Source organism: Enterococcus sp. S22(2020), assembly GCF_020295385.1.
GTDB lineage: Bacteria > Bacillota > Bacilli > Lactobacillales > Enterococcaceae > Enterococcus_L > Enterococcus_L dunnyi.
Genome location: NZ_JACFUD010000006.1, coordinates 242,899 through 268,906 on the forward strand (window position 1 = coordinate 242,899; position 26,008 = coordinate 268,906).

The window sequence follows — 26,008 nt, forward strand, 5'->3', positions numbered from 1 at the left end:
ACAGACCAACAAACGCATTGTCAGTCTATCCTAAGCTTTAACTATCGATCAATATTACGTAATTGGAAAAAGGCCACAACTTCACCAATTCCCATAAAAATCAAAATCCCGCCAAATAATTGGAACAGTACTAACACACTGCTGAATGGATTAAACGTCAATACTAAACCTGCAATGATCAAAATTGCACTATAAATCAACATCGGTAACCAATTCACATTGACATAGTTTCGTAGATTGACCGCCTGCATCCCACGGCTAACACCAACAATAACGATGGCTAAACCTAAGAAAATCGGTAAAATACTGACGATGCCTTTCGCAAAAACTAGTACGATCCCTGCAATGACTAACAGCACGATTCCGCCAAGGAAGCTCATCCCGTAAGTACCTGTTGCTTTTTTTACTTTAAACCCGTCATACAAATTAAGAATTCCCATAATAGCAATGTACGCAGAAATAAAGTAAACTGCCGCTTGAAAAACACTTCTTGGATTAACTACGATCAATAGGCCAAAAAGAATGTAGACGATTCCTCTTAAAAGAGCATATTTTCTTAATTGTTCCATAACATTATTCATTCTGATCCCTCCGTTGTTTCATTTACTTATGTTCCTCTTAATTGTATAGAATTTCTCCAAATAAGACGAGTGATAAGGTCTCGATCAGCAAATATTTTATAACAAAAAAGGGGTCTGGGACAAAACTCTGCGAGTCAAATCCCGGACACCTGGAATACAGATAACGGTGAGAACAGAAGTGATCCCTTCTGTCCCAACCTCATTTTCAATTTTATATACTAGTCATCCAATTCTTTTTCTAAGACATCGCCCGTTTGAGCGTTGATTTTCACAGACATTTCCTGATTCCCCGATTGAACTTTGACTTCCCAATAGGTTGTCGATAATTCTCTTTCTAACGACCATTCGATTGCTTGACCTTCACCAAAACTGTCAACAGCGATTTTTGAGATATCATCCATTGATTTCAAGTTGTTTAAATCTAGCGCTTCATTCGCTTTTTCCACACCGTTTTGATCTTCACGATCTAATGTTTCCTCACGCTCTTTTTTCAGTTCGCCAGTTTCAGCATTGATTTTCACTTCATATTCTTTAGAATCATCTACTCCTTTTATTTCATAATAATAGGTGCCAAAAGACGGATCTAAATCTAACGAGGTGATCGCTGTGTTTGGATAAGCTTCCTGGTATGCTTTAACAGCTTCTTCCAGTGACACTTTCACCTGAACTTGATTTTTAGTTGCATTTGTTGTCTTGTTAGATGATGCGGTAGTTTTTGTATTACTTGATTCACTGGTACTTGAATCGAATGTGATCGTTTGGCTGACCTCTGTACTCGCTTTACTTTGACCCTTTGTTTCCAATGACTTATTATTGTTGGTACATCCTGCCAAAAGAACACCTAAACCGACTGTTGCTACTATAACCTTTTTATTCATACTATTATTCCTCCTGAGTTGTTGTTGTTTTTCTTTATACAAGTATCATAACAGGCTGTTGTGTCTAAAAAAATAAACCAACGTGAAAGCTAAATGAAGAAATCTTCATTTTTAAGTTTCAGGTAACAAAGTAACCGTAAAACGGGTGCCCTTAGGCTGCACATCTGAAATAGTGATCTTCCCGTGGTAATGTTCTACCAGCCCTTTAACGATCGCAAGTCCAATTCCTGTTCCTGCAATTTCACTAGACCGTGACTGATCTACACGATAAAAACGTTCGAACACCTTGTCCTTATCTTCATCTGGAATTCCGATACCAGAATCTTCAACGATCAATTGAATTTGACTTGCTGCAGTTACTAACTGAATATGGATTTGGCCTTCTTTTTCTGTATACTTCATCGCATTTTCTACTAAATTACGAGTAATTTGATAAAAATGTTCTTTTTGCCCCACGATCATGATCCCGGGTTCGATTTGAACAGTCAACTCTTGCGTCATCATCATACGGAGTTCATCGATCGTCTGTTTGATCAATTGAGATAAATCGAGAGTATCTCCTTCCCCAGTATTTTCCAAACGTCCTAATGTCAACAGCTGATTCACTAAAATCTCCATCCGTTTAGACTCTTTATCGATATATTCTAAAGAAGTTGGAATCACTTCAGGATGCTTTTCCCCACGACGCTTGATCAAATTTACATGTCCGCGAATCGCAGCTAACGGTGTTCTTAATTCATGAGAAGCATCTGTCACAAACTGTTGCTCACGCTTCAAGGATGATCGCTGTCTGTCCAGTAATTGATTGAAAGATTTCGAGATGTTCTGAACTTCTTGCGGCGTTTTAGGCACAGTCAAAATTTTTTCATCTATGGAACCCTCCAACTGTGTGATCTCTTCATTCATCACAATTAATGAGCCGCTAAGTTTTTTAGAAAAGCGATAGGTAACAAATGAACCTACGGCAATCACGATGACCGTGAGTAATATCGTCAACGAAAAAATCCTGCCGATCACTTCGAATTGATCTTCCATTTCGACTAGCATTGTCACCTTACCTGTTTGGTCTTCAAAACTGTTATAATAAAAAGGCTCCATGTCGTCGGTCCATAAAATCCGATCTAAAAAGAACAACTGTTTTAAACGAGAAAATTCCCCGTAAATTTCTTGTGCATCCTCTGAAGAATAGATTACTTCACCAGAATTTAACCCTACGCGAATCAAATAAGAAGATTTATCCTGTGATCGATAGCTTGTCAGTACGTCAGTCCATTCTTTTTCATCTTCTGCTCCACTGCGTTTGAGAGAATCCTCTAATAAAACTGCTTGTTTTTCTACAGAGTCGTACAGCTCAGCGATAGTGATCCCCATGATCAATACGCTTAAAACTAAAACTGTAGAAACCAATAGACCAATAAATCGAGCAGTCAACTGAAATTGTGTCGTATTTTTTTTCTCTTGAAATAAAGCGCTACTCTTTTTCATGATTTCTTCCTCAAGACATAGCCCACACCACGAACAGTCTGAATCAATCGCTGGTCTACTTCGTAATCCATTTTATTCCTAAGAGAACGGATATAAACATCCACGACATTCGTTTGCCCAAAATAATCATAGCCCCAAACTGCATTAAGCAATTCATCTCTGGTCAAAACTTCTTCCGGGCGCTTGATCAATTCTGCTAAGAGCTCAAATTCTTTTTGTGTCAGTTGGATACTTTCTCCGAAACGTTCAACCACTCGTTTTGTTAAATCCAACATCAAATCATTATAGCTATAAATCAGCGACTGAACTTGTGCTTGCGCTGTTCGACGGATAATCACACGAATCCGCGCTAGTAATTCTTCTATTTCAAACGGTTTCGTTATGTAATCATCTGTCCCAGCATCGAGACCCACAACTTTATCCGTCAATTGATCTCGTGCGGTCATCATAATAATAGGAACTTGACTGTTCCTTCTGATTCTTCTAGCAACTGTGATTCCATCATATTTCGGCAGCATCCAGTCCAGCAAAAGCATCGTGATTCGCTCTTGGTTTTCTTCATATAAGGTCAATGCTTGTTCACCATCTGCAGCATACAGCACTTCATATCCTTCAAAACGAAGCTCTTCCGAAATAAAATTTGCCAAGCTTGCTTCATCTTCAACTAATAAAATGACTACATCATTCATTTTTCCACCGCCTTTTTTATAGAGTACCTAGTATTTTAGGCAAGGTCAATCAAATCATGATGAAAAAATCTTCATTTTGGCAGTTGAACTATATAATAAAGTTAGGATAGAAGTGATCAACTATGGGAATCCATCCCTTCGGAGTATTATGCAGAAACGAAAAATCACGTTCAAGCTAGAATAGACGTCAAACTATTTGGCCCATATCACCAAGTTCTAGCGCTGCCTATGATAGGCTTCCCCTTAAAAACCAAACTGACTGGTATGAGTCCGGTTCGATACCGAATTCACACCAGTCAGCTAAATAATTAATCTACGTACAACTTTTAAGAGACCTATTCTTTTGTCTCAGACTTTAATCGTTAATCCATGGTGGTTCAAGCAATATAAAACAAACCCTTGCTCCTAAGCAACTTATGCTTCATATTTTTTAAAGGATTTATTCCTATTGCTCACCATTTGCAGCAATCAATTGTTTATACCAGTAAAACGACTGTTTTCTAGAACGATCTAACGTACCATTTCCCTCGTCGTCCATATCTACATAGATGAAGCCATAACGTTTTTTCATTTCACCTGTTCCTGCACTCACTAAATCAATACAGCCCCAAGGCGTGTAACCGATCAAATCAACACCATCCAGTTCAATCGCATCTTTCATTGCAGCAATATGTTTACTGAAGTAATCAATACGATAATCGTCTTGAATAGTCCCATCTGCTTCTATTTTATCAACAGCACCAAAGCCATTCTCAACAACAAACAAAGGTACGTTATAACGATCATACAGCTTACATAAAGAAATACGTAAACCTAACGGATCAACGGCCCAACCCCAATCAGATTCTTGTAAATAAGGATTTTTAACAGCCGGCATTTGGTTGCCGCCTACGTATTTCACTTCTTCTGGATTAGAGGCTGAAACAGTCGACATATAATAACTAAATCCGATATAATCAACCGTTCCCGCTTGGATGATCTCATCGTCACCCGCTTCTTTTTTGATGTCGATATTTTCCCGTTCGTATTCTTTTAACTTGTGTGCAGGATAATAGCCTTTGACTTGAACATCGATATAGAATTCCTGCTCACGATTAAATTGGATCGCTTCCATCACATCTTCTGGATTACAGCTCATTGGATAGCTCGGAATATAGGCAACCATCATCCCAATTTGAAAATCTGGATTGATCTCATGTCCCAATGTAACTGCTTTAGCACTTGCTACAAATAAATGATGTGCAGCTTGATACTTGGCTTGTTTATCATTTTTATGGATACCGATTTGTGTCCAGCTGCGTAAAAAGTTGATCTCGTTGAATGTCATCCAGTATTTTACTTTATTTTTATAGCGCTTAAATAGTGTTTCACAGAAGAACAAGAAATAATCGATCACTTTACGACTTGACCAGCCATCCAGCTCATCAGCTAAATACATCGGAATATCGAAATGATTGATCGTTACAACTGGTTCGATCCCATATTTTAAGAGTTCATCAAATACCTTGTCATAAAAAGCAAGTCCTTCTTCATTAACTTCCATCGTACCTTTTGGACAAATTCTTGACCAAGCGATCGACAATCGGAAACACTTGAAGCCCATTTCAGCAAATAATGCGATATCTTCTTTATAATGATGGTAAAAATCAGTTGCCACATGACTTGGGTAATACTGCTCCGGATCTACATAACCGATCGCACCTTCTGGTAGCGCTTGCTCTCTCGTACAAGTTTCGACCTTCCCTTCTTTGGTTTTATAAGTGATCATTCTTGGTTTTGTATGACTGCCCCCTGTGATCGCATCCAATGTACTTAGCTCTTTGCCGCCGGATAAATAGCCACCTTCATATTGATTTGCTGCTGTTGCGCCGCCCCATAAAAAATTTTTTGGAAATCCTGATTTACTCATTCGCCATTTCTCCTTACTTTTTTTCTTGTCTTGCTCTCTTTAGCCTAGCTGCAGTTTCTTTCATCCATCAAAAAATAAAAACCACAACATAGAAAAAATGACAACGTGAGTGTCTTCTTTGCTATATCGTGGTTATGCCCGAAAAATTCAGTTACATTCCATTGATTACATCAATCATAACATTACTGGAAAACGCTGTCAATCCTTGCTTCTTTCATCCATCTTCATTCAAAAAAAGAGAACAACCAGAAGAAACATTTCAGTTGATTCTTCTGGTTGTTCTCTATGCATTTAGTTAATCATGTTTTCTATGTGCTTCCCTTACCAATAGCAACAGGTAAATCGTTAATAGGAGAAAACCTACTGTTGCTAAGTTACTTGCCTTGTTACCTGTGTAGGGAAATTTTTTTAACGCTATGTGTATTTGTTTCGGTTGTGCAAGCTCTTGTTTCACTTCTGGTTCTTTCGATGACTGTTCTATCTCTGTTTGCCTCTCACTGCCAACCGTTCCGCGAATTTGGATATCCGCTTCAGATGCTTGTGTCGGCAATGGAAAATTAAAGCTGCAGCCTATCAAAAGAATACATGTGACGATCGAAAGACTAAATTGTTTCATCATTCATCACGACCTTTAATTCCTTATGGTGTCACACCAAGTGTTGTCCCATCTTTTTGAATCGATGTGAATTTCAATGTCAATGTGTAATTTTCAGCCGTAGCCGTTTGATCCACATCCGCTGGTAAGTTATCTACTGTTGTACCTGTATAATAGAATTTTGCTGAATTTGCGTATGCAGAAGCAGCATCCGTGTCGATATTCAGACGACCATCTTTGTTTGCCAGTGTCATCCAAACAGGTGAACTTGATAGATCAACAAGTGCTTTACTTGCAACTAAATTAGTAGCAGTAGGCGTATTAACTAATCCTGTGCCCTTTGCATTGATCGTCAATGTGTCTACATATGTTGGTGTTCCTGCAATTGTATTCAGAGTCACAGCTACGCCGCGCCCAGAATTATTTACAATACTGTAATCCGCTGATTCGATGTTTTTATGCGCGCTAGCTGTTGTTGTGTGGAAAGCTGTTGCTGTGTCAACAGTAACGTTGATCCATTCATCAGAACCTTCTGGAATGTTTGTATTTGGATCTGTATTATCTAATTTACCGATCGTTCCGTTGATGATCACATCAGCTGAATTTTCTCCATCGATCGTTTGCGCTAATGCTGTGTGTGTCAGACCAGTTACACTTAAACTTAGCATCGCTGCTGCTACTAATAAATTGGTTTTCTTCATATTGGTTTCTCCTTCTATGTGTGTGATAATTTATTTTTAACAGAATCCTCTGTTAAACTCGTGATTAATTGTTGATTTGGAGTGTGATTCCTGCTTGAACTTGTCCGCGCTTTTGCTTGGTTTTTGCATCGTAGATATCAAACGTCGCAGTTGCGGGATGGTCCCCTTTAGCTAATGTTTTATCCAGCTTTGCACTGGTTATTTCATAGCCAGGCTGAATAGCTCCTGATGAGTAAACTTGTTCACCGGTTTCATCTAAACGGATGACGACATTGATCGGATAGCCATTTTCAACTGGATTCTGAATGTAAAGACTACCTTCACTTTCCCCTGTTTCAAAGACTGCGACTGATTTGATGACCATGTTGAATTTACTTTCATCCACAGCTTTTTGTTCCGCTGCCTTGAGTTCTGCATCGGTCATTTTTTTTGCCCCTTTGCTATCAGGCAAATAATCTCCTGAAACGACTTGAACAGGTTCGGTTTTATTTGAAAAATAGTAATAGAGACCACCTGCTGTTGCCGCTAAAAGCAGTAGCAATAATAATAGCAGGATTCGTTTGTTCTTTTTCTTTTCATTCTTCTGGTTTTGTTGTTCCATAGATATCCTCTTATTCTTCATTTTTTTCGACTTTGAACGTCAATTTATATTGCGGAAATGACGCGGCACTATCAGGATTAAAATATTTCCCTTCTAACCTTAAGCTTTGGTGTTCATTAGGATTTAGTTCACCGATCGTTTGCGGCTGGCTTGCAAGTTGACTTGTTAAAAAATGGGTCGAAATCTGATTAGCTTCAACCAAAAGCTTCAATGCCAATTCTTCAGTTCCCTCAGTTCCTGAGAGATCACTTAAAAGCTGAAGCTGACCAGCGTCGGCATTTTCCTTCGTCAAATTAGTTAACGTGATTTTTGTCGGTGTGTTGCCTTTATTGACAACTGCATAATTCGGCGAAGTGATTTGCCCTTGTTGAGCTGTCCCAAGATCTTTGTTCCTCGTTTGAAAATTCATTTCGATCGGCACTTCCACGTTGATGATCTCTGCTATGGTAGTAAATTGGGTCAACGGATCCAACGCCAAGATCACTTCTTCTCCAGAAAGACCAATAACACGTACTCGTACATAATAGGTCACTTCTGCTTTTAATCCTTTAAGTTTAGTTCTGAACAACTGATTTTTGTCTCCAGATAAATCGGCCAGTTGAACGTTCGTATCCTCTGCTGCAAATTCCTTATCAGTACTATATTCTACTTGTACTTGTTGATAGTTTCCGCCATAATACGCAGCTTGCCCGCCAACACCTGATTCTTCTCCTGAAGAGTAATCTGTCCAGTAGCCTGTATCAGTTGACAGCACTCCTTCTATAACCGCTGATGTGGTCGTAACATTTGCTTCAAGGCTTTCCAATTGCGGCTTTGTAGTAACTAACACTGACTCTGAAAATTGACTTTGTCCTGCTTGATTAATCACAACCATTTGAGCCCAATAATTTGTATTCGGATTTAGCATTGTCGCTGTCACTTGATAAGCAGACTCAAGCATCGTATTTTGCTGATCATCAAAAGAGTCTAATGATAAAATATGCTTCGCTTTATCCGGTTGATTTAAATCTTCTATAGAGGTAAATAAATAAAATTTGACCTTAGACGCTGGGCTCCCATTGTTAAATGATGTCCCTTTTAGCGTAACGGATGTCGCCGTTTCATTCGCTGTTGTAAGCTTTAATTGGTCAGCCACATCGACAAATGCGCTAAAAACGATTTTTTGTGCGCCTTTTAACGCCGCAATTTCTTGAGTATCAAAAGGGTCCGGTGAGCTAGCTAGATTCGTAAAATTAGCTCCTTGCACACTCAAATCAGAGGCTTGTTTCAATATCTCGTGCGTCGGTGAAGTAGCTGTATTTGTTGTAAAAGTCTCAACCTTTTGTAAATAGTCACTAGTAAAACCTAAGTTCTTTACACCACTAGCTCCGTTTAATCCAAGCGTTCCTGCACTAGTGCTGGAAAAAGCAACTTTCTTTGAGTGATCCATTGTCACAGCGAATGAGCTAGATGAACCTGTTGTAAAAATAGCCCCGCTGGCTACATCGATCGAGACTTCTGCATCCTTGCCGATTGCCATACCTCCTTTTGAAGTATTTAGGTTGATCGGCAGCGGTAAAATGAAATTGACCTTGGCATTTTCCTGAAATGAAAAATTGACTGGCTGTGTTTGTGATGAATAAAAAAATTGATTTCTTGTTCCGCCTGTTGCCAAAGTCACCTTATCCAGGTTAAAAACAGCATTTTTCTCAACAATATAGCTTGGAGCAAGCGTCCCATAAGTCATATTGCTGTTTGTCTTAATATCCAGCTTGGCGTTTTCTCTTACGACAATTTGCGAGGTATTCGCATGAGGATTTCCTGAAGCAGTTCCTGTCGACCAAATAAACGCACTTGTCTGATTCGATGAATGTTCAATAGTTGTTTGTCCATTCTCGATTTCTACATAATTGATCTCTGCCCATTCTTGGGAGTATGTACTCGTTCCTTTTTGATCGATCGTATTATTCCCTCTCATGATGACCGAACCGTTAGGGTTATAGATCATCTGTCCATTATTTGAATAGTAGGAAATAGAGTCATAGATAAGTGTGACATTTGTAGCAGAGCCAGTAACGATCCCATAATAACCAACCGCTCCTGAGCCATCAGGATTACCAAACTGCGTATTTCGAATCTCAATTACAGCATCTGCCTGATTAGTATAAAAGCCTTGAGCAGCTGTACCTGCTTTATTATAGGTGATCGTATACCCTGCTCCATCAATGATCATTCCTGATTTCAATTGAAAAGCCGAAGTTCCCAAATTTAGATCATTCGTTAGACGAAATTTTAATTTTTGACTATCCTTTAAATACTCTGTTAGCGTTGTAGCTGAATCGACTAGCCAAAAACCATCTTCTGCCTGCACAGCAGCCCGAGAAATCTTTGTCTGATCCAATTCAACATCATCTGATGGAAATTCTTCTAAATTTTTGTCGTTTATTTCTTTATTTTCTACTTTATCTACAGGTAAATTTTCACTACTTTCTTCTGAATGCTCATCCAAATCAGGTTCAGCTGATTCAGAAGATAGCTCTGTATGCTCCGAAGATTCAGCAGTTTCTTCCGTAATTATTTCTTCCTTATCTTGTATTGGTTCTGCCTCTAAAGCGTAGGACCAATCGCTTGGGAAAATCAGCAGAATCAAAAAATAAATCAAAACATGCGATACATTCTTTTTCACGATTGCCTCCTTTACTCTTGTAAAAAAACAAAACTATAACGAATCTACTATAACTATCATTGTATTGTAATTTCTAATTAATATCAATTTAATTTCGTTATTCTTTATTTTTTCTGAATAATTACATTTGTTTTTGATAAAACTTTAAGTTTAATCATCAAAACTTTTTATTATGTTTTTCTTTCTATTTTTATAACGACTCTCTTTTAGCTCAAAAAGTGGAAAAAAAAATTAAAAAGAAGAGATAAAGTGGGATTGCCTCCTCTTTATCTCTTGCCAATTCACTTTAAATATTAACTTAGGATTTCTATATAACTTCCTTCTATTTTTTTGATTCCTTTTTCCTCAATCACAAAAAATGTAGTAAACATTTTCTGTAGAAAAAAACGATCATGAGAAACGACAAGCAGCGTTCCTTTAAATAATTGTAAAATCTCTTCGATTTCTTCTCTAGTTTCAATATCTAAATGGTTCGTTGGCTCATCTAATACAAGAAAATTTACTTCGTTGTACATCAGCTTAGCCAATTCTAGGCGAATTTTTTCACCACCACTCAAAAAGCGAACCTGTTTCGTCACATCGTCCTTATAAAATGAATATTTAGACAGAATCTGGCGACTTTCTTGTTCCAATAGCGAACAGCTCTCACTAAAATGCTGGAGGATGGTCTGTTTTGTCTTTTGGTAGTCAATAACTTGAGATAAATAGCCGATTTTAAGATTTGTTCCATGTCTTATTTCGCCATCATCCGGCTTTTCCATGTCCAAGGCCAATTTGAGTAAAGTACTTTTACCAACACCATTTTCCCCAATAACAGCAGCACGTTCTTGCCAGAATAATGAGAAATCAAGCTGAGTAAATAAAGACTGATCACCATAACTTTTGCTGACACCTTTAAATAAAAGCACTTCTTTCCCGGAACGGTCTGTTTCTTTGAAATTCTTCCCAATTTTGTTTGATTCTTCTTTTGGTTTAGGGATTGTTTGGATTTTTTCCAGCCGTTTTTCCAGCTGTTTTGCTTTTTTGAAAAACTTCTCGTTATCTCCTTCATAGCCCCATTGTCGAAAACGGCGAATCGACTGTTTTAATTTTTTCACTTCTTTTTCCTGCTCATTAAAGTCCTTTCTCAACTTCTCGAGCTGTTCATCTTTTTGTTTTTTATAGGCTGAATAATTACCTTTATACTCAAGAATTCGTCCATCTTCCAACTCAATGACTCTTTGAACAACATTATCTAAAAAGAAACGGTCATGTGAAACGATCAGATATGCAGTCTTTTCGTAGGCTAGATATCCTTCCAACCACGAGATCCTTTGTGCATCAAGATGATTGGTCGGTTCATCCAATAAAACAAGCTCATTCTCCTGTAATAGAACTCTTGCTAATGCTACGATCGTTAATTCTCCACCACTCAAATCAGAAAGCTTTTTCTCTAAAAGATGAGCGATCATTAAACCATTTGCGATCATCGTTAAACGATTCTCCATTTCATAGCCGCCCGCTTGAGTGAATTCTTCTTGTTTTTGTCCGTATCGAGCTAAAATTTGTTCCAATTGACATTCTGGTTCAGTCATTTTCTGTTCTAAATAACTCAATTGCTGTTGAATCTCAAGTAAAGCAGAAAACGTTTCTAATAAATAATGCTTCACCTCTTGTTCTGTTGCTTCTGGAATTTGATTTAGGTAGCCGATCTTACTGTTTTTCTTACGGCTGACAGTTCCTAGATCTTGGGATTCGGTACCCGTGATTATTTTTAGTAGTGTTGACTTACCCGAACCATTACTGCCGATCAATCCAACTTTCTCTCCTTTGTCGATTTGCAGGTTCAGTGCTTCAAATAATGGAACAGCACCGTAATTTTTAGTTATATTTTGTAATTGTATTAACATTTTTCCCTCTTTCTGCCATTCAGACAGATCAACAAAATGATTGCTTATGCTTTGAGGCTTGAATTTTCTATTTTTTAAAACGGTATTCAAAAAATCAAATAAGTCTCTAGATAGTCATTTTTCTCCGAACATTACTTTAAAGTAAGCAAAAAAAGTTGAACAAAAATTGTTCAACCTTCACAGTCATCTACTATTGTAAGTACTAAGGCTTCTAACACCGACTTGTTATTTAATCATGAATACTCTTTAAGTAAATAAGTCTGAATGGTCTGTTTTATTCAATTGATTATCCTAAATTGGACACACTTGTGCCTTGGAATAAAAAATTGGAAATAATGACATGACAAAAAGCCAGATACATTAACATAAATGAATTACTTGCTGTTATTTTTGACATGTTGACCATCGTACTTATTCACCACCTTTTTAATCGATACATTGATTGTATCATGAAGTTCTTCAATGCGCACTTATTTTTTTTGGTACTGTTTTAAGCGTTCCTCTAATGTCCCCGTATGCAACTCAAACAGATGATTATCGAAATCGTAAAAATAAATGGAGCTAGCTTCCCCTTCGACACGCGTTCTACCTTTTCTTATTTCTAATCCCAATCGATCGATTCTTTCTAAATACAACTCATAATCTGCTTCTTCAATCTTAAAAGCGATATGATTGTATGTTTTTGTCGGCAGCGGTTCACCTTCCATAATTGCGATCCACAGATCTCCGATCAGGAAAAATTTTTCTCTAGCAATTGAAAATGTTGTTTCTCCGCTGGAATAGACTTCTTTCGCACCAAAAATTTGTTCAAAAAACTGTGTTGCTTTTTCTAAATCATGGACAATGAATGTCATATGACTGATGATTTGCATATTTTTTCTCCTTTTATTATTAGCTAACCCTAATAACAATTCTTTCTGTTTTCTTGCTAATATCAGAGGTAGTTAACTAAACTAGTTCCATATCATATACTTTGCTACTCTATAACTTTAGATAGATAGTATCATAATAGCATTCTATATAAATACTACAACGTTTTATGAGCTAGAAAGTCTACTTATAAGTAATTTAAATCTAAAAAGACTACCCTTTTTGGGTAGTCCTATCAATATTTCTAAAAATCTGCTTTTCTATTCAATACATTAGCTAATCGATTGTGGTATGGTGACGCATCCTTCCAATTGGTTAAAAATGGAACATCTCTTCCTGTATTTGCCTTATAGACGTGATTGATAGCAGCCTGTTCGTCTGGATGGGCAAGTGGATAGGAATGCTGTCCATTGAACCACCTTACTGGTACATTGTTGTTTGCTTGATAAAATACCCACATTAAAAATTCCTCCTCTAATTGCGGATTTTCCCCGCTATTTTTTAACAAATTGAACCAATATCTTGCTTGTGTTCCTCTGATCGGCTGGTTTGGGTTAAACGGTCGTTCATAGTGACGGATAAAAATATCCGCTAAAACTTCTGGGGACTGAGTACTTTGTGTAAACTGCTTAAAGGACATCGAAGGATGGTAAAATTGTTCATTATTTACCACTTCCCATTCTAGACGTTTACACTGACTAATAACATTCTGATAGATCAAACCATTGGCTTTAGCCCAGTTGATATATTTTGTAGCTGGTGTCCATTGCACAAGACCGTAGCCACCAGACATATTACCAGTGATGTCCGATTCCCAGCGATCAGCGATAATTCCGCTTTCTGACTGCATATTCCCTAAGATAGCCGCAACAGATTCTTTTGTCCAGCCTTTAGAAGTTAAATAATTCCAAATTTGCTGAGCTGTTTGAGCTTGTGTCGCCATTATTTTCCTCCTAACATTCAGTTCTTCTGTAAGATCTTACACTGTTATTATAGCTTGTATTATTAATATAAAGCTGCCAACATTCTGTCACTATTCTTTGCAAAAATACTCCTATTGTGTAGTGATTTACAGTAAGTGATACTACTATCGAAAAATAAAAAAACAGTATTATGCTTGATACTCAAATAAAAAAACGGCTAGAAGTCTTATCATATAAGACTTCTAGCCGTTACACGTTTATAGTTCATTAATTCGCTACGATATTCACCAGCTTCTCAGGAACGACAATCACTTTACGAACTGTTTTTCCTTCAATAAATGATTGTATTTCTTCAGCCGCTAATGCTTTTTCTTCAAGCTCTTCTTTGCTCATTCCTCTAGGAACATTTAATTTTGCCCGAACTTTTCCATTAACTTGGAATACGACTTCAACTTCATCTTCAATTAAGGCTGCTTCATCATACGTTGGCCAAGGTGCATTCGTTAAGCTTTCTTCATTTCCTAAGATTGCCCAAAGTTCTTCACCGATATGAGGCGCAATTGGCGCTAAAAGTTGAACAAAACCTTCGATATACTCATAAGGCAATACATCAACTTTATTCGCTTCATTCACAAAAACCATCAATTGAGAAATAGCTGTGTTGAAATGCAGATTCTCCATATCTTCTGTAACTTTTTTCACTGTTTGGTTATAGACTTTTGTCAAGCGACCATCATTGACCGTCGTGATCCGATCACGCATCTTATCATCTTCATCAACGATCAAACGCCATACACGATCTAAGAATTTACGGCTGCCTTCTAATCCATTCTCGCTCCAAGCAATCGATGCATCTAAAGGTCCCATGAACATTTCATACATTCTAAGAGTATCCGCACCATATTTTTCAATGACATCGTCAGGATTCACCACATTTTTCAATGATTTGCTCATTTTAGCAGGTGCTTCTTCCAGCTCTTCTCCTGTTTCGATGTTCACCCAAACATTATCCCGTTTTTCGACCATATTTGTAGGAACAAGAGCGCCACGATTATCACGGAAGCTTTGGCCTAGAATCATTCCTTGGTTGTACAATTTTTGATAAGGCTCTTTAGTAGGAACTACCCCGATATCGTACAAGAATTTATGCCAGAAACGAGCATACAGTAGATGCAATACAGCATGTTCCGCTCCACCGATATAAATATCTACAGGCAACCAACGTTCCAATTTTTTATAATCAGCAAGTGCTTTTTTATTGTGCGGATCAACATAACGCAAATGGTACCATGAACTGCCGGCCCATTGCGGCATAGTATTGGTTTCCCGTTTACCTTTTTTACCAGTTTCCGGATCAACGACATTGACCCATTCAGTGATGTTAGCTAAAGGAGATTCTCCTGTACCACTTGGTTTGATGTCGTCTGTTTTTGGCAATCTTAGTGGTAATTCTTCTTCAGGTACAGTGGTTGTTGTGCCATCTTCCCAATGGATCACCGGGATTGGCTCACCCCAATAACGTTGACGTGAGAACAACCAGTCACGTAGACGGTAACTGATTTCTTTTTTCCCTACTTGATTTTCTTCCAGCCAGTCATTCATTTTAGCGATGGCTTCTTCTTTATTCAAACCATCTAAAAAGCCTGAGTTGATATGAGTACCATCTCCTGTGAATGCTGCTTCTGCAATATTTCCACCAGCTAATACCGGAATGATCTCGATACCAAATGTTTTAGCGAATTCATAGTCACGTTCATCATGTGCCGGAACAGCCATGATTGCTCCCGTTCCATATGAAGCCAGTACATAATCTGCGATCCAAATTGGGATTTTCGCACCATTAACTGGATTTACTGCATACGCACCTGTAAAGACGCCAGTTTTTTCTTTGGCCAAATCCGTTCGATTCAAGTCAGATTTTTTCGATGCAGCATCGATATAAGCTTCAACAGTTTCTTTTTGTTCTGGCGTAGTTATTTGTTTTACTAATGCTAACTCTGGAGCCAACACCGTATAGGTTGCACCGAATAATGTATCAGGTCTTGTTGTAAAAACAGTAAATTCTTCATTCGTTCCATCTACTTTAAAGGTAACATTCGCACCTTCTGAGCGACCGATCCAATTACGCTGCATATCCTTGATACTTTCCGGCCAATCCACTAGTTCTAGATCATCTAACAAACGATCTGCATAAGCCGTTATTTTCAGCATCCATTGACGCATTGGTTTTCTGACGACATCATATCCGCCGCGCTCACTTTTGCCATCGATCACTTCTTCGTTAGAAATAACTGTTCCAAGTTCAGGTACCCAGTTTACTGCAACTTCTGCTTCATAAGCTAAACCATGTTCATACAGCTTAGTAAAAATCCACTGTGTCCATTTATAATATTCTGGATCAGTCGTATTGATCTCACGATTCCAGTCGTAACTAAAACCTAATGAGTTGATTTGACGTTTAAAGGTTTCAATATTTTTCTTTGTGAATTCAGCTGGATCATTTCCTGTATCTAGCGCATATTGCTCTGCTGGTAAACCAAAAGCATCCCATCCCATTGGATGTAAAACGCTATATCCTTGGCTTCGTTTCATCCGAGATAAAATATCTGTAGCTGTATAGCCCTCTGGATGTCCTACATGCAGCCCTTGACCTGATGGATATGGAAACATATCCAGTGCATAAAATTTCTTTTTGTTTGGATCATCGTGGGTGATAAAGCTATTGTTTTTCGCCCAATATTTTTGCCATTTTTTTTCAATCTTCTTGTGATCGTAACTCACGATGTTTTCTCCTCCTATTTATAAATAACTTTTTTATCCTTTTTTAACTGGTGGTCGTGCTTTTGTCCTTGAAAAATATGATTCGATCAGTTTGCAGAGCCAGATTGTAAAAGATTTGTGCTTCCCACATAATTTATTCTCTATCATCAGCTCTGATGTTGCCAATTTTTTTGGCTTTTGTTCCTCAGGTATGCGGTCTTTAACCTTTCCTCTGATCGAAGTGCTGTGATTCACTAGTATAACTTCCTTCCCTTGGGTCGCCATGTATTGTGTATCATCGGCTTTGATAAGGTCAATTTTTTTAGCGTTTGTTCCTCAGGTACGCGGTCTTTAACCTTTCCTCTGATCGAAGTGCTGTGATTCACTAGTACGGTAACTTCGCTCCCTTTGGTCGCCAAGTATTGTTCATCATCAACTCTGGCGAAGCCAGTCGCAGTGATTCACAACAAAAACGTCCCATAGGAAATATTTCCTATAGGACGTTTGATAAGCAACGTGGTACCACCTAAGTTCACTTGTATTATACAAGCCTCAAACGTTATAACGGCCGTCACCGATTTTACTTAATTAATGAAAAGAAATGACGGAGTTCACCTGTACTTTTTTCATTTGTTCAGTAAAATAACTCAAAGGCGAGTTCAAAAGCTTCTGTACGTATTTTCACCAGCCATACGCTCTCTAAAACATGGTTCTTTCTACTATTCCTTTTCACTGTTTATGAATCAATTATGTGTTCTCATACTATCAAACTTCTACTAGAAATTCAATTGTTTTATTTAACTTTTAATTGCTGACCAATATAAATCACGTCACTGGATAAACCATTCAGCTGTTTGATTTTTTGAACACTTGTATTGTATTTTTGAGCAAGTCCCCATAAAGTATCACCGCTTTTCACTTTATGCGCGCCTGCACTTTGGGTATTCCCTTGATTACTTGATGAAGAAGATGAGCTTGTTGAACTACCGCCTTTTTTGACAATCAATTTTTGGCCTGGATAGATCATATCTCCGCTCAAATTATTCCACTGGCGCAGATTAGCAACACTCGTACCGTTTGCACTCGCTATCGCCCATAATGAATCACCAGATTTTACTGTGTAAGAACCAGTTGTTGAACCAGAGTTAGTACTTGAGCTACCTGTATTACTTGATGAGTTATTGTTGCTGCTGGCAGACCCAGAACCTTTTTTCACGATCAATTTTTGACCTGGGTAAATAATATCGCCACTTAAATTATTCCACTGACGTAAGTTTGCGATACTCACACCATTTGAATTTGCGATTGCCCATAATGAGTCACCGGATTTTACTGTGTACGTGGAATTTGAAGTACCTGTGTTGCCAGAATTGTTTGAGTTGCCAGTGCTTCCTGTCGAACCACTATTCCCACTGTTCGTATTTCCAGAACCTTTTTTGACAATTAACTTTTGACCTGGATAAATCATATCGCCACTTAAATTATTCCATTGACGGATATTTGCAACACTTGTACCATTCGCATTTGCGATTGCCCACAGTGAATCACCAGATTTTACTGTATAGTACGTATTTGATGTGCTCGTGTTGCCGGAATTACCAGTATTGCCTGTCGAGCCGCTATTGCCGCCAGTATTTCCGCCACTTGTACTTCCAGAGCCTTTTTTGACGATCAACTTTTGACCAACATAGATCATATCACTAGATAATCCATTCCAGCTTTTGATATTTGCGACAGATGTGCCATATTGAGCGGCCAAAGCCCAAAGACTGTCTCCAGATTTTACCGTATGAGTCACATTTTGACTGCTTGTATTTCCTGTGTTGCCAGTATTACCTGAACTTCCACCTGTGTTGCCGCCAGTATTTCCGTTATTATTGTTTCCACCCGTATTGCCACCAGTTGCTGGTGTATCATACTGTGTCAAATTGTATGTCGTAATAATATTATTCAATTTTGTATTATAGCTTGGATCTGTTGCATAACGTCCTGTCAGCCATGCAGTCGCATCTCTGTATGAATTGGTATTACTTTTCCAGGCACCCGAATAATAATAAACGCCAGATTGAAATGACGTATTTTTCAGCACATAGGCATTATCGCTGAATGATTCTGAATAGGAAGGATATTTTCTAAATGCAGCATTCACCTGAACCCACTGTCCGTTATAGACTTCCCAGGTTTGCATCGTAACTGACTGTCCTTGATAGCTGCCTTTGATTCCAAACAGGTTATGATTTGGTGCAGCAGATAATGTGCTTCTGCCCCAATCACTTTCAAGAATCGCTTGAGCCATCATCACTGAAGCATACAAATCGTTTGCTGAAGCTACAGAACGAGCATGTCCGGAAATTTCTGCAATAAACGCACTTGGACTAATGCTTCTTGTCGTTGCTGCAAAAGAACGTAAAGATACTTCTGGTAGATCATCAGCCTCATCTGCAGAAGAATCAGTTGTTTCAGTCAGATCTTCTGTTGTTTCAGTTGTTGTTTCCTCAGTACCTTGAGTTGTTTCTGATGTATTTAATTCTGATGAATCTGTTGTTTCAGTTGTTTCTTCACTTGAAGATGTTTCCTGAGTGTCTTCTGTCATCGAATCGTTAGGGTCAGTCGTCGTTTGTGATTGAACGTCTTCTGTATGTGTAGGTGTCTCTGAGTAACTGATCTGAGCATTTGGTGTTGGTTCTTCCGTTGCTTCTGCGATTTTAGGTGCTGCAATCGGCGCGGCAATCGATGAAACAACGATTGCTGAGCTTAAGACAGTCGTACCTTTTTTCAACTGTTCGGCAGCAAGCTTGTTTTGTTCGGCTTTCCTCCGCTCTTTTCTCGATAGTTTGTACTTCTCCATAGTAAGTCCTCCGAATTTTCTAAAAAAGTATACCTTGAATTATAGTATACCCTTTTTCAGCTGAAAATAGAATATTTTTTTAATATATACTTCTCCGTCCGATCATTTAAATGTTCTTTTTTCCTTTCTTTTTTTGGGATCTTTTACTCATTTTATACCCTAATTTTTTTCTCTGCAAAATCTAGGTCTCAGGTCTGATATCCCTCTTTACCTTAGGCTGATTTTTTTCGCAAAGTCTTGTTATTGACTGCAAAAGAAATTATAGTGAAGAGGAAGTAATCCGATTGGTTAATAAAGTGAGGGGAAAAAGGATGAATAAAGAGCATTTTTTAATTGAATTAAAGATCTATTTGAAACCATTGACGGCACAACAGCAAGCCTTTATCTTAGAAAAATACGATAATATATTTGATGAGCGGCTGGCTAATGGAGAAATGGAAGAAGAAATCGCCAAAGATTTAGGAAAGCCTAGAACGATCGCTGAAGAGATTTTAGAGGAATTTGATATCACTGTTCCTGAAAAGCGATTGGAGCGTGACGGTTGGCAAGAAATTCCACCTGCAACAAGTTATGAGTATTATGAGGAAACAGCGGAGCATCCATATGATCAAGCCTATCAGTCATATGAGCGCCCAAAACATAATGGATTCGTCCGTTTTTGTCAGATATCTGGTGTTATTTTATTAAATTTTCTTTTAATGTTTTGGTTTATATTCAGCTTTGCTATGCTTCTCTTTTCTGGTTGGTTTGCAGCAATTCTTTTCTTGTTTTCTCCAATTCTAGGCGGGATTTCGATTTTTACCGGTTTGAATGATGCATCAATGTTCGAAATGTTTGTTAGTGTCTTTCTTTGCGGTGCAGGTATTATCGGCCTGCTGATCTTAGCGCCATTAACAAGATTTTTCGGCAAAGTATTAAAACGGTATATGCTATGGAATATACGTGTCTTAAGGGGAGATATATGATATGAAAAAGACTACTGCTTTTTTTCTAACGATTGGTGTAGTAACGATGATTATAGGCGGAATCGGCAGCGCAGTTTACTTTAGACGCGCTGAGCAATCCATGACGGATACAAAAAAAGAAAGTTATACCGTTAAGAAGAATGAAAATCTAAAAGAGATCCATTTGTCGCTTGCGGGAAATGCAGAATATTATATCAGTACTGAAAGCACAAATAAAGTTGTGATGAATACACGCAGCTATGCTCCTATTTCAATAAAAAGTGCGCTAAAGGTTGACGAGAAAAATGGACAGCTTCTCATTTCAGCTAATGGAAACAGGGATGAAAAGAAGCTGGGCAGCATGAAATTTGATTTTTTTAGTTTTGACAGAGGGTCATCTGTTTCTTTAACGATTCCAGACAATGCTGAACGAATTATCGTTGATGGCAAAGCTTCTGGTAGAATCAACCTTTCAGGAATCAACGCAAAGAATATTACGGTCAAAACTGATAATGCTGATGTTGATGCAAACAGTCTCAATACTGAGAAACTAGCTCTTGAGACAACGAATGGTTACTTAAATGTCTACACAGACGTTCATGCAGATAAAGCTACATTTAAGACAACGAATGGAGATATCAACCTCAATGATTTCGCTGCGTTGAATTGGTCTGCAATCACTACATCCGGCGATATATCTCTAGAATCAGTGAAAGGAACTTCGACTATTGAAACAATGAATGGTGATATCAATGCCAGTAATTTGAAAGGTGAAGCCACTATAAAAAATACCAATGGCAGCTTTGATCTATACGGATCAGACATTCCTAAACTGTTGAATGTTACGACCCAGCGAGGTGATATCAATCTGTACACAGACGAAATCCTTTATGATATTGCGATCCATTCAAAAACACAGTTAGGTGACAGCACGATCTTTGGTAAGGAGCGTTCATCATTTAAACGTGGAAAAGGGTCAAGAGTGTTTGATCTTCAGTCAAATTCTGGTGATATTTCAATTGAAGGACCTGTTGATTCTGAGGACGATGAGTAATCAAATGATTCGCTGAAGGCTGCTTTAGAGCTTAAAAAGTTCTAAAGCAGCCTTCATTTTTCTTGTTCTAAGCTGTGTTCTTAATTGTTTGATGTTATAATGAGCATTACGTATATGAGAAAGGATTTTTTATGAAAAACAAATTATATTATCAGTTTGCCGGCAGCTGCTTTTTAGTTGTCTTTATGTTTTTAGGCTATGTTGTTCGATTTTATCCGACGTGGCTAAATGGATTCGACCAAGCGATCACAGCTATTGTACGCGCTCCATATCCCTCAATGAATCAATTCTTTATTTGGTATACAAAATTTGCTGATCCATTGACTGTTGGTATTTTAGCTTTGGCAATCGGATTTATTTTAGCTAGAGGGAAATATTATGCAGAAGCGCTTTGGCTTTTGATCAACACAGGAGGAGTGGCTGGAATTCTAAATCCGCTGATCAAGCTTGTCTTCATGCGTCCGCGTCCAACCTTAGATCATTTAGTATCAGAACACAGCTATAGTTTTCCAAGTGGTCATTCGACTGGAAGCATGCTTCTTTACGGAACACTTATTTTTCTACTCCCTCAATTTATCAAGAACAAGAAGCTTTGTTTGACCTTGCAAATTCTGTTAGGAATCGGTATCTTATTGATTGGGATCAGCCGGATTTATGTCGGCGTTCATTTCCCGAGTGATGTGTTAGGCGGATTCTGTTTTGGTTTAGCTTGGTTATTGATGACGTACCCAATTTATCTAGAAAAGCGATTCGTTTGGCGTTTTAAAAATAAACAGCAATAGAAAGAAGAAAAGTTATGTCTGATTTTTTATATACAGAAGATCCAAATAAACGTTACCACACTTGGAATTATGCCTTGCGTCAGCAGTTTGGCGGAAAAATCTTTAAGGTTCCTTTAGACGGCGGCTTCGACTGTCCTAATCGTGATGGCACTGTTGCTAAAGGCGGTTGTACATTTTGCAGCGTTTCTGGTTCTGGTGACATGATCGTGGCTCCACAAGATCCTTTACCGATTCAATTTCAAAAAGAAATTCAAATGATGCATAAAAAATGGCCTCAAGTGGCACAATATATTGTTTATTTCCAAAATTTCACGAATACTCACGCACCTGTCGAAGTCATCCGCCATCGCTTTGAACAAGTGGTCAATGAAAAAGGTGTTGTTGGAATTTCGATCGGTACTCGTCCTGATTGTCTTCCTGATGATGTTGTAGATTATCTAGCAGAGTTGAATCAGCGTTATTATGTTTGGGTAGAGCTGGGTCTGCAGACCACTTACGAAGGAACTAGTACTATGATCAATCGTGCTCATGACTATCAGACCTATCTAGATGGCGTAGCAAAATTACGGAAACATAACATCCGTGTTTGCACACATTTGATCAATGGTTTGCCTGGAGAATCGATGGAAATGATGAAAGAAAATGTGCGACGAACGATTCTTGACTCAGACATTCAAGGCATCAAACTTCACTTGCTTCACTTAATGACAAATACACGGATGCTAAGAGACTACCATGAAGGCAGGCTTCAATTGATGAGCAGAGAGGACTATGTTTCTGTGATCTGCGACCAATTGGAAATGATCCCACCAGAAATCGTGATCCATCGGTTAACGGGAGATGCGCCTTCTGACTCTCTAGTTGGCCCGATGTGGAGCTTGAAAAAATGGGAAGTTTTGAATGCTATCGATGATGAAATGAAACGACGCGGTACTTTTCAGGGGAGTCACAACGTTCGTATAGAAAAAGAGGTGTATCATTAATGCTGCAAACAGCACTACATTTTAGTCATACATTGTTGAAAGAAGTCATTAAAGAAGGAGATTCTGTGGTCGATGCTACAATGGGCAATGGTAATGACACAGCCTTCTTGGCAGAGCTTGTCGGAACAAAAGGAGATGTCTATGCTTTCGATGTTCAAGAACAAGCACTAACTGCCACCGCTAAAAAATTAACTGATGCAAATTTGACAAAGCAAGTCCAACTGTTTCATCAAGGTCATGAAACGATTGAAACCGTACTTGCTAAAGAAACATTGATCACAGCTGCCATTTTCAATCTTGGCTATCTTCCCAAAAGTGATAAAACGATCATTACAACACCAGATACAACAAAGCAAGCACTAGATGCACTGCTTCCAAGATTGATACCAAAGGGAAGGATCGTCTTAGTTGTTTATTATGGACATGATGGTGGAGAGGCTGAATTAGAATTAGTTCAGGAGTATTGCCAAAATTTGCCGCAAGAACATTACAGTGTATTGACCTATCAATTCATCAATCAACGTAACAATCCACCGATTTTATTTTGTATTGAGAAAAAGTAGACCATCTATCTCAATATGCTTTTCTGATCTGATATTGCTTTTAACATTTTATCTAGATTGCCTTTCCTTCCCTCCTATTCTTTGGTACAATTAATGTCTATCAATAAAAAAATGGAGTGATTATTTGAATAATAATATGAAAAGGAAAGCTTACCGTAATACACCGGCTTTCGTGATGTTGGCATGGGGATCATTTTTATTCTTTGCGGTCCTTATTCTTGTTGGGTTGTACACATTAAAAGAACCATTGATGGTAAAAGGTTATTACTTGATGGGATCAGTTGGATTGATTTCTTCATCCTTCACACTTTCTAAAGTAATCAGAGACAATCAAGAAGATGAAGAACGCTATAACAAAATGTTTAGAGTTCAAGATGATATTGAAGATTAAGACTATAGTCAACTAAGATCTTTAACTAGATATCTTCACATGATTCAAAAAATAAAGCCTGCCTGATTTTAGTCATTATGCTAAAATCAGGTAGGCTTTTTATCTATTTATTTCACGATCAAAATCTTATTCAAAAACAAATTGATTATGGTAAAGCTCTGCATAAAAACCATCTTGTTCTAATAGTTCACGATGATTTCCTTCTTCAATGACCTCACCATTTTTCAACACTACAATACGGTCAGCATTTAAAATTGTTTTCAATCGGTGCGCAATAACAAAGCTGGTTCTCCCTTTGATTGCTTCATCCATCGCTTTTTGGATTTTCGCTTCTGTCACAGTATCTACATTACTCGTTGCTTCATCCAGAATCAATAATGCCGGATCTGTGATGATCGTACGAGCAATACTGATCAATTGTTTTTGACCGGTACTAAAGACATTATTTTCTTCTGTTATTTCAGTATCATAGCCTTTTTCCAAAGCCATGATGAACTCATGGATATTCGCTTGCTTCGCTGCAGCAACAATCTCTTCATCCGTTGCCTCCGGTTTTCCGAACGCGATATTTGCTCGGATCGTACCAGAGAATAACACTGAATCTTGTAGAACGATCCCAACATGTGAACGTAAACTATCTAGATCGATTTCACGAATATCTGTGTCGTCAAATGTAACCGACCCACTGTCAACATCATAAAAACGATTCAACAAGTTCATGATCGTTGTCTTTCCTGAACCTGTCGGACCTACTAATGCAACCATTTCACCTTTACTTACATTGATCGAAACATTTTTTAAAATAGGAATCTCAGGATCGTACCCGAAATCAACCTGATTCAAAGCAACAGAATCACTAACGCCTGAAATTTCCTTGCCGTTTTTAGGATTGATTTCATCCGGCTCGTCAAACATTTCATTTAAGCGTCTTGCACCAGTGATCGCTAACTGGATCATGCTATATCCTGAAGATATTTGCATCAATGGTTGATAATATTGCTGAGAGTATTGAACGAAGGTAACTACTAAACCTAAAGCAACTGTCTTTTCCAAATCTCCATTCAATGCTAACCAGCCGCCAAAGAAAATCACGATGGCCGTATTAACAAGAGACATTCCCTGCATCATCGGAAATAATAATCCTGAGTAAACTTGCCCTTTAAAAGTTGCTTTACGAACTGTCTCATTGTGCTCAAGAAAACCATCGATGGTTTCTTCTTGCAAACCGTTAGTGATGATCACACGTTGACCGCTGATTTTTTCATCCATATACCCATTTAACTTACCAACTTCATCTTGTTGAATATCGACATATTTACGCGCTTTGCTGATAACAACTACCGCAATCAAAATCGCAACAGGTGTAGAAGCGATCGTCGCCCAAGCAAGTTGAACGTTTTGGCGGAACATCATGATCAAAATCCCGACAAATAATGCCGCATTCGTCAAAACCTGCAATAACGCTTGATTCAAGCTATTTTGAATATTATCTAAATCACTGGTAAAACGACTTAAGATTTCGCCATCCTGATGGGAATCAAAAAAGCGGATCGTCAATTTTTCTAATTTATTGAATAAACCAATTCGCATGCGGTTCGTTGACTTTCCAACGACCTGTGTAAACAGAATACTGTAAATAAAATTTGCAGCACTAGTCAATACATAGAAAATCAATAGCTTCCAAATAATTTCGATAAACTTGCTTTTATCATCCGTTCCCTGCATCAAGGCTCCTACATAATTTGCCAGCTCTTGAATCGCTTCACCCACAAACTGCGGAGCTTTAACTTGCAAGTAAGTTGCTATGATGATCGTCACAAAAATAAAGAAGAAGGAGATCTTATAACGTTTTAAATAGTGAAAAAAGAATTTACTTGCTCTTACTAAATCAGTCATT

Annotated in this window: 22 protein-coding genes and 1 other annotated feature; of the genes, 7 read left to right on the top strand and 15 right to left on the bottom strand. The window is 38.1% G+C overall.

Annotated elements, in window-relative coordinates:
- Positions 1 to 41 precede the first annotated feature (41 nt).
- The 5 genes from H3T55_RS13790 to H3T55_RS13810 all read right to left on the bottom strand — a co-directional run bounded on the left by H3T55_RS13790 (position 42) and on the right by H3T55_RS13810 (position 5,542).
- Positions 42 to 581, bottom strand: coding sequence for an HdeD family acid-resistance protein (locus H3T55_RS13790; protein WP_087642121.1), 540 nt, complete (start codon positions 579 to 581; stop codon positions 42 to 44).
- Between the two features lie 218 nt (positions 582 to 799).
- Positions 800 to 1,459: a PepSY domain-containing protein gene (locus tag H3T55_RS13795; RefSeq protein ID WP_225534782.1), complete on the bottom strand. Its 660-nt coding sequence runs from the start codon at positions 1,457 to 1,459 to the stop codon at positions 800 to 802.
- Positions 1,460 to 1,570: 111 nt separating this feature from the next.
- Positions 1,571 to 2,944: a sensor histidine kinase gene (locus H3T55_RS13800; RefSeq protein ID WP_225534781.1), complete on the bottom strand. Its 1,374-nt coding sequence runs from the start codon at positions 2,942 to 2,944 to the stop codon at positions 1,571 to 1,573.
- Positions 2,941 to 3,633, bottom strand: a complete 693-nt coding sequence (locus tag H3T55_RS13805; protein ID WP_225534780.1) for a response regulator transcription factor — start codon at positions 3,631 to 3,633, stop codon at positions 2,941 to 2,943. Before H3T55_RS13805 ends, H3T55_RS13800 begins: the two co-directional genes overlap by 4 nt.
- 445 nt (positions 3,634 to 4,078) lie before the next feature.
- The gene (locus H3T55_RS13810) at positions 4,079 to 5,542 is read right to left on the bottom strand and encodes a glycoside hydrolase family 1 protein (RefSeq protein WP_087642117.1); all 1,464 of its coding nucleotides are present in this window, start codon (positions 5,540 to 5,542) and stop codon (positions 4,079 to 4,081) included.
- A 134-nt stretch (positions 5,543 to 5,676) separates the two neighbouring features.
- Here H3T55_RS13810 and H3T55_RS13815 point away from each other — a divergent pair, with 134 nt between their 5' ends.
- On the top strand, positions 5,677 to 5,841 hold the full coding sequence (locus H3T55_RS13815; RefSeq protein ID WP_225550202.1) for a hypothetical protein: 165 nt from the start codon (positions 5,677 to 5,679) through the stop codon (positions 5,839 to 5,841).
- Here the strand turns inward: H3T55_RS13815 and H3T55_RS13820 are convergent.
- The 9 genes from H3T55_RS13820 to H3T55_RS13860 all read right to left on the bottom strand — a co-directional run bounded on the left by H3T55_RS13820 (position 5,838) and on the right by H3T55_RS13860 (position 19,394).
- On the bottom strand, positions 5,838 to 6,158 hold the full coding sequence (locus tag H3T55_RS13820; protein WP_225534779.1) for a hypothetical protein: 321 nt from the start codon (positions 6,156 to 6,158) through the stop codon (positions 5,838 to 5,840). The genes H3T55_RS13815 and H3T55_RS13820 overlap by 4 nt on opposite strands.
- Before the next feature lie 23 nt (positions 6,159 to 6,181).
- The gene (locus H3T55_RS13825) at positions 6,182 to 6,838 is read right to left on the bottom strand and encodes a hypothetical protein (protein ID WP_225534778.1); all 657 of its coding nucleotides are present in this window, start codon (positions 6,836 to 6,838) and stop codon (positions 6,182 to 6,184) included.
- 64 nt (positions 6,839 to 6,902) lie between these two features.
- Positions 6,903 to 7,439: a hypothetical protein gene (locus H3T55_RS13830; RefSeq protein WP_225534777.1), complete on the bottom strand. Its 537-nt coding sequence runs from the start codon at positions 7,437 to 7,439 to the stop codon at positions 6,903 to 6,905.
- 10 nt (positions 7,440 to 7,449) lie between these two features.
- On the bottom strand, positions 7,450 to 10,104 hold the full coding sequence (locus tag H3T55_RS13835; protein WP_225534776.1) for a fibronectin type III domain-containing protein: 2,655 nt from the start codon (positions 10,102 to 10,104) through the stop codon (positions 7,450 to 7,452).
- A 293-nt stretch (positions 10,105 to 10,397) separates the two neighbouring features.
- Complete coding sequence (abc-f, locus tag H3T55_RS13840; RefSeq protein ID WP_225534775.1) at positions 10,398 to 11,993, bottom strand: ribosomal protection-like ABC-F family protein; 1,596 nt, start codon at positions 11,991 to 11,993, stop codon at positions 10,398 to 10,400.
- Between the two features lie 470 nt (positions 11,994 to 12,463).
- A complete protein-coding gene (gene fosX, locus H3T55_RS13845; protein WP_225534774.1) occupies positions 12,464 to 12,865 on the bottom strand; it encodes a FosX/FosE/FosI family fosfomycin resistance hydrolase in 402 nt (133 codons plus the stop codon).
- 242 nt (positions 12,866 to 13,107) lie between these two features.
- Positions 13,108 to 13,806, bottom strand: coding sequence for a phage tail tip lysozyme (locus H3T55_RS13850; protein WP_225534773.1), 699 nt, complete (start codon positions 13,804 to 13,806; stop codon positions 13,108 to 13,110).
- A gap of 247 nt (positions 13,807 to 14,053) precedes the next feature.
- Entirely contained in the window at positions 14,054 to 16,567 is a 2,514-nt protein-coding gene (leuS, locus tag H3T55_RS13855; protein ID WP_225534772.1) for a leucine--tRNA ligase, read from the bottom strand.
- Between the two features lie 472 nt (positions 16,568 to 17,039).
- Positions 17,040 to 17,288 (bottom strand) — a binding site (T-box leader).
- A 51-nt stretch (positions 17,289 to 17,339) separates the two neighbouring features.
- Complete coding sequence (locus H3T55_RS13860; RefSeq protein WP_225534771.1) at positions 17,340 to 19,394, bottom strand: muramidase family protein; 2,055 nt, start codon at positions 19,392 to 19,394, stop codon at positions 17,340 to 17,342.
- A 311-nt stretch (positions 19,395 to 19,705) separates the two neighbouring features.
- On the opposite strand from H3T55_RS13860, the gene H3T55_RS13865 reads away from it, so the two are divergent.
- The 6 genes from H3T55_RS13865 to H3T55_RS13890 all read left to right on the top strand — a co-directional run bounded on the left by H3T55_RS13865 (position 19,706) and on the right by H3T55_RS13890 (position 24,111).
- Positions 19,706 to 20,359: a DUF1700 domain-containing protein gene (locus H3T55_RS13865; RefSeq protein ID WP_087642108.1), complete on the top strand. Its 654-nt coding sequence runs from the start codon at positions 19,706 to 19,708 to the stop codon at positions 20,357 to 20,359.
- A 1-nt stretch (position 20,360) separates the two neighbouring features.
- Positions 20,361 to 21,392 carry a DUF4097 family beta strand repeat-containing protein gene (locus H3T55_RS13870; RefSeq protein WP_225534770.1) on the top strand — a complete coding sequence of 344 codons (1,032 nt, stop codon included), beginning with the start codon at positions 20,361 to 20,363 and terminating at the stop codon, positions 21,390 to 21,392.
- A 131-nt stretch (positions 21,393 to 21,523) separates the two neighbouring features.
- Positions 21,524 to 22,174, top strand: coding sequence for a phosphatase PAP2 family protein (locus tag H3T55_RS13875; protein WP_225534769.1), 651 nt, complete (start codon positions 21,524 to 21,526; stop codon positions 22,172 to 22,174).
- A gap of 14 nt (positions 22,175 to 22,188) precedes the next feature.
- A complete protein-coding gene (locus H3T55_RS13880; protein WP_225534768.1) occupies positions 22,189 to 23,157 on the top strand; it encodes a TIGR01212 family radical SAM protein in 969 nt (322 codons plus the stop codon).
- Positions 23,157 to 23,720 carry a class I SAM-dependent methyltransferase gene (locus H3T55_RS13885; RefSeq protein WP_087642104.1) on the top strand — a complete coding sequence of 188 codons (564 nt, stop codon included), beginning with the start codon at positions 23,157 to 23,159 and terminating at the stop codon, positions 23,718 to 23,720. Before H3T55_RS13880 ends, H3T55_RS13885 begins: the two co-directional genes overlap by 1 nt.
- 136 nt (positions 23,721 to 23,856) lie before the next feature.
- Positions 23,857 to 24,111, top strand: a complete 255-nt coding sequence (locus H3T55_RS13890) for a YiaA/YiaB family inner membrane protein (protein ID WP_087642309.1) — start codon at positions 23,857 to 23,859, stop codon at positions 24,109 to 24,111.
- 126 nt (positions 24,112 to 24,237) lie between these two features.
- Here H3T55_RS13890 and H3T55_RS13895 read toward each other — a convergent pair whose 3' ends face one another.
- Entirely contained in the window at positions 24,238 to 26,007 is a 1,770-nt protein-coding gene (locus H3T55_RS13895) for an ABC transporter ATP-binding protein (protein WP_225534767.1), read from the bottom strand.
- Between the last annotated feature and the right edge of the window lies 1 nt (position 26,008).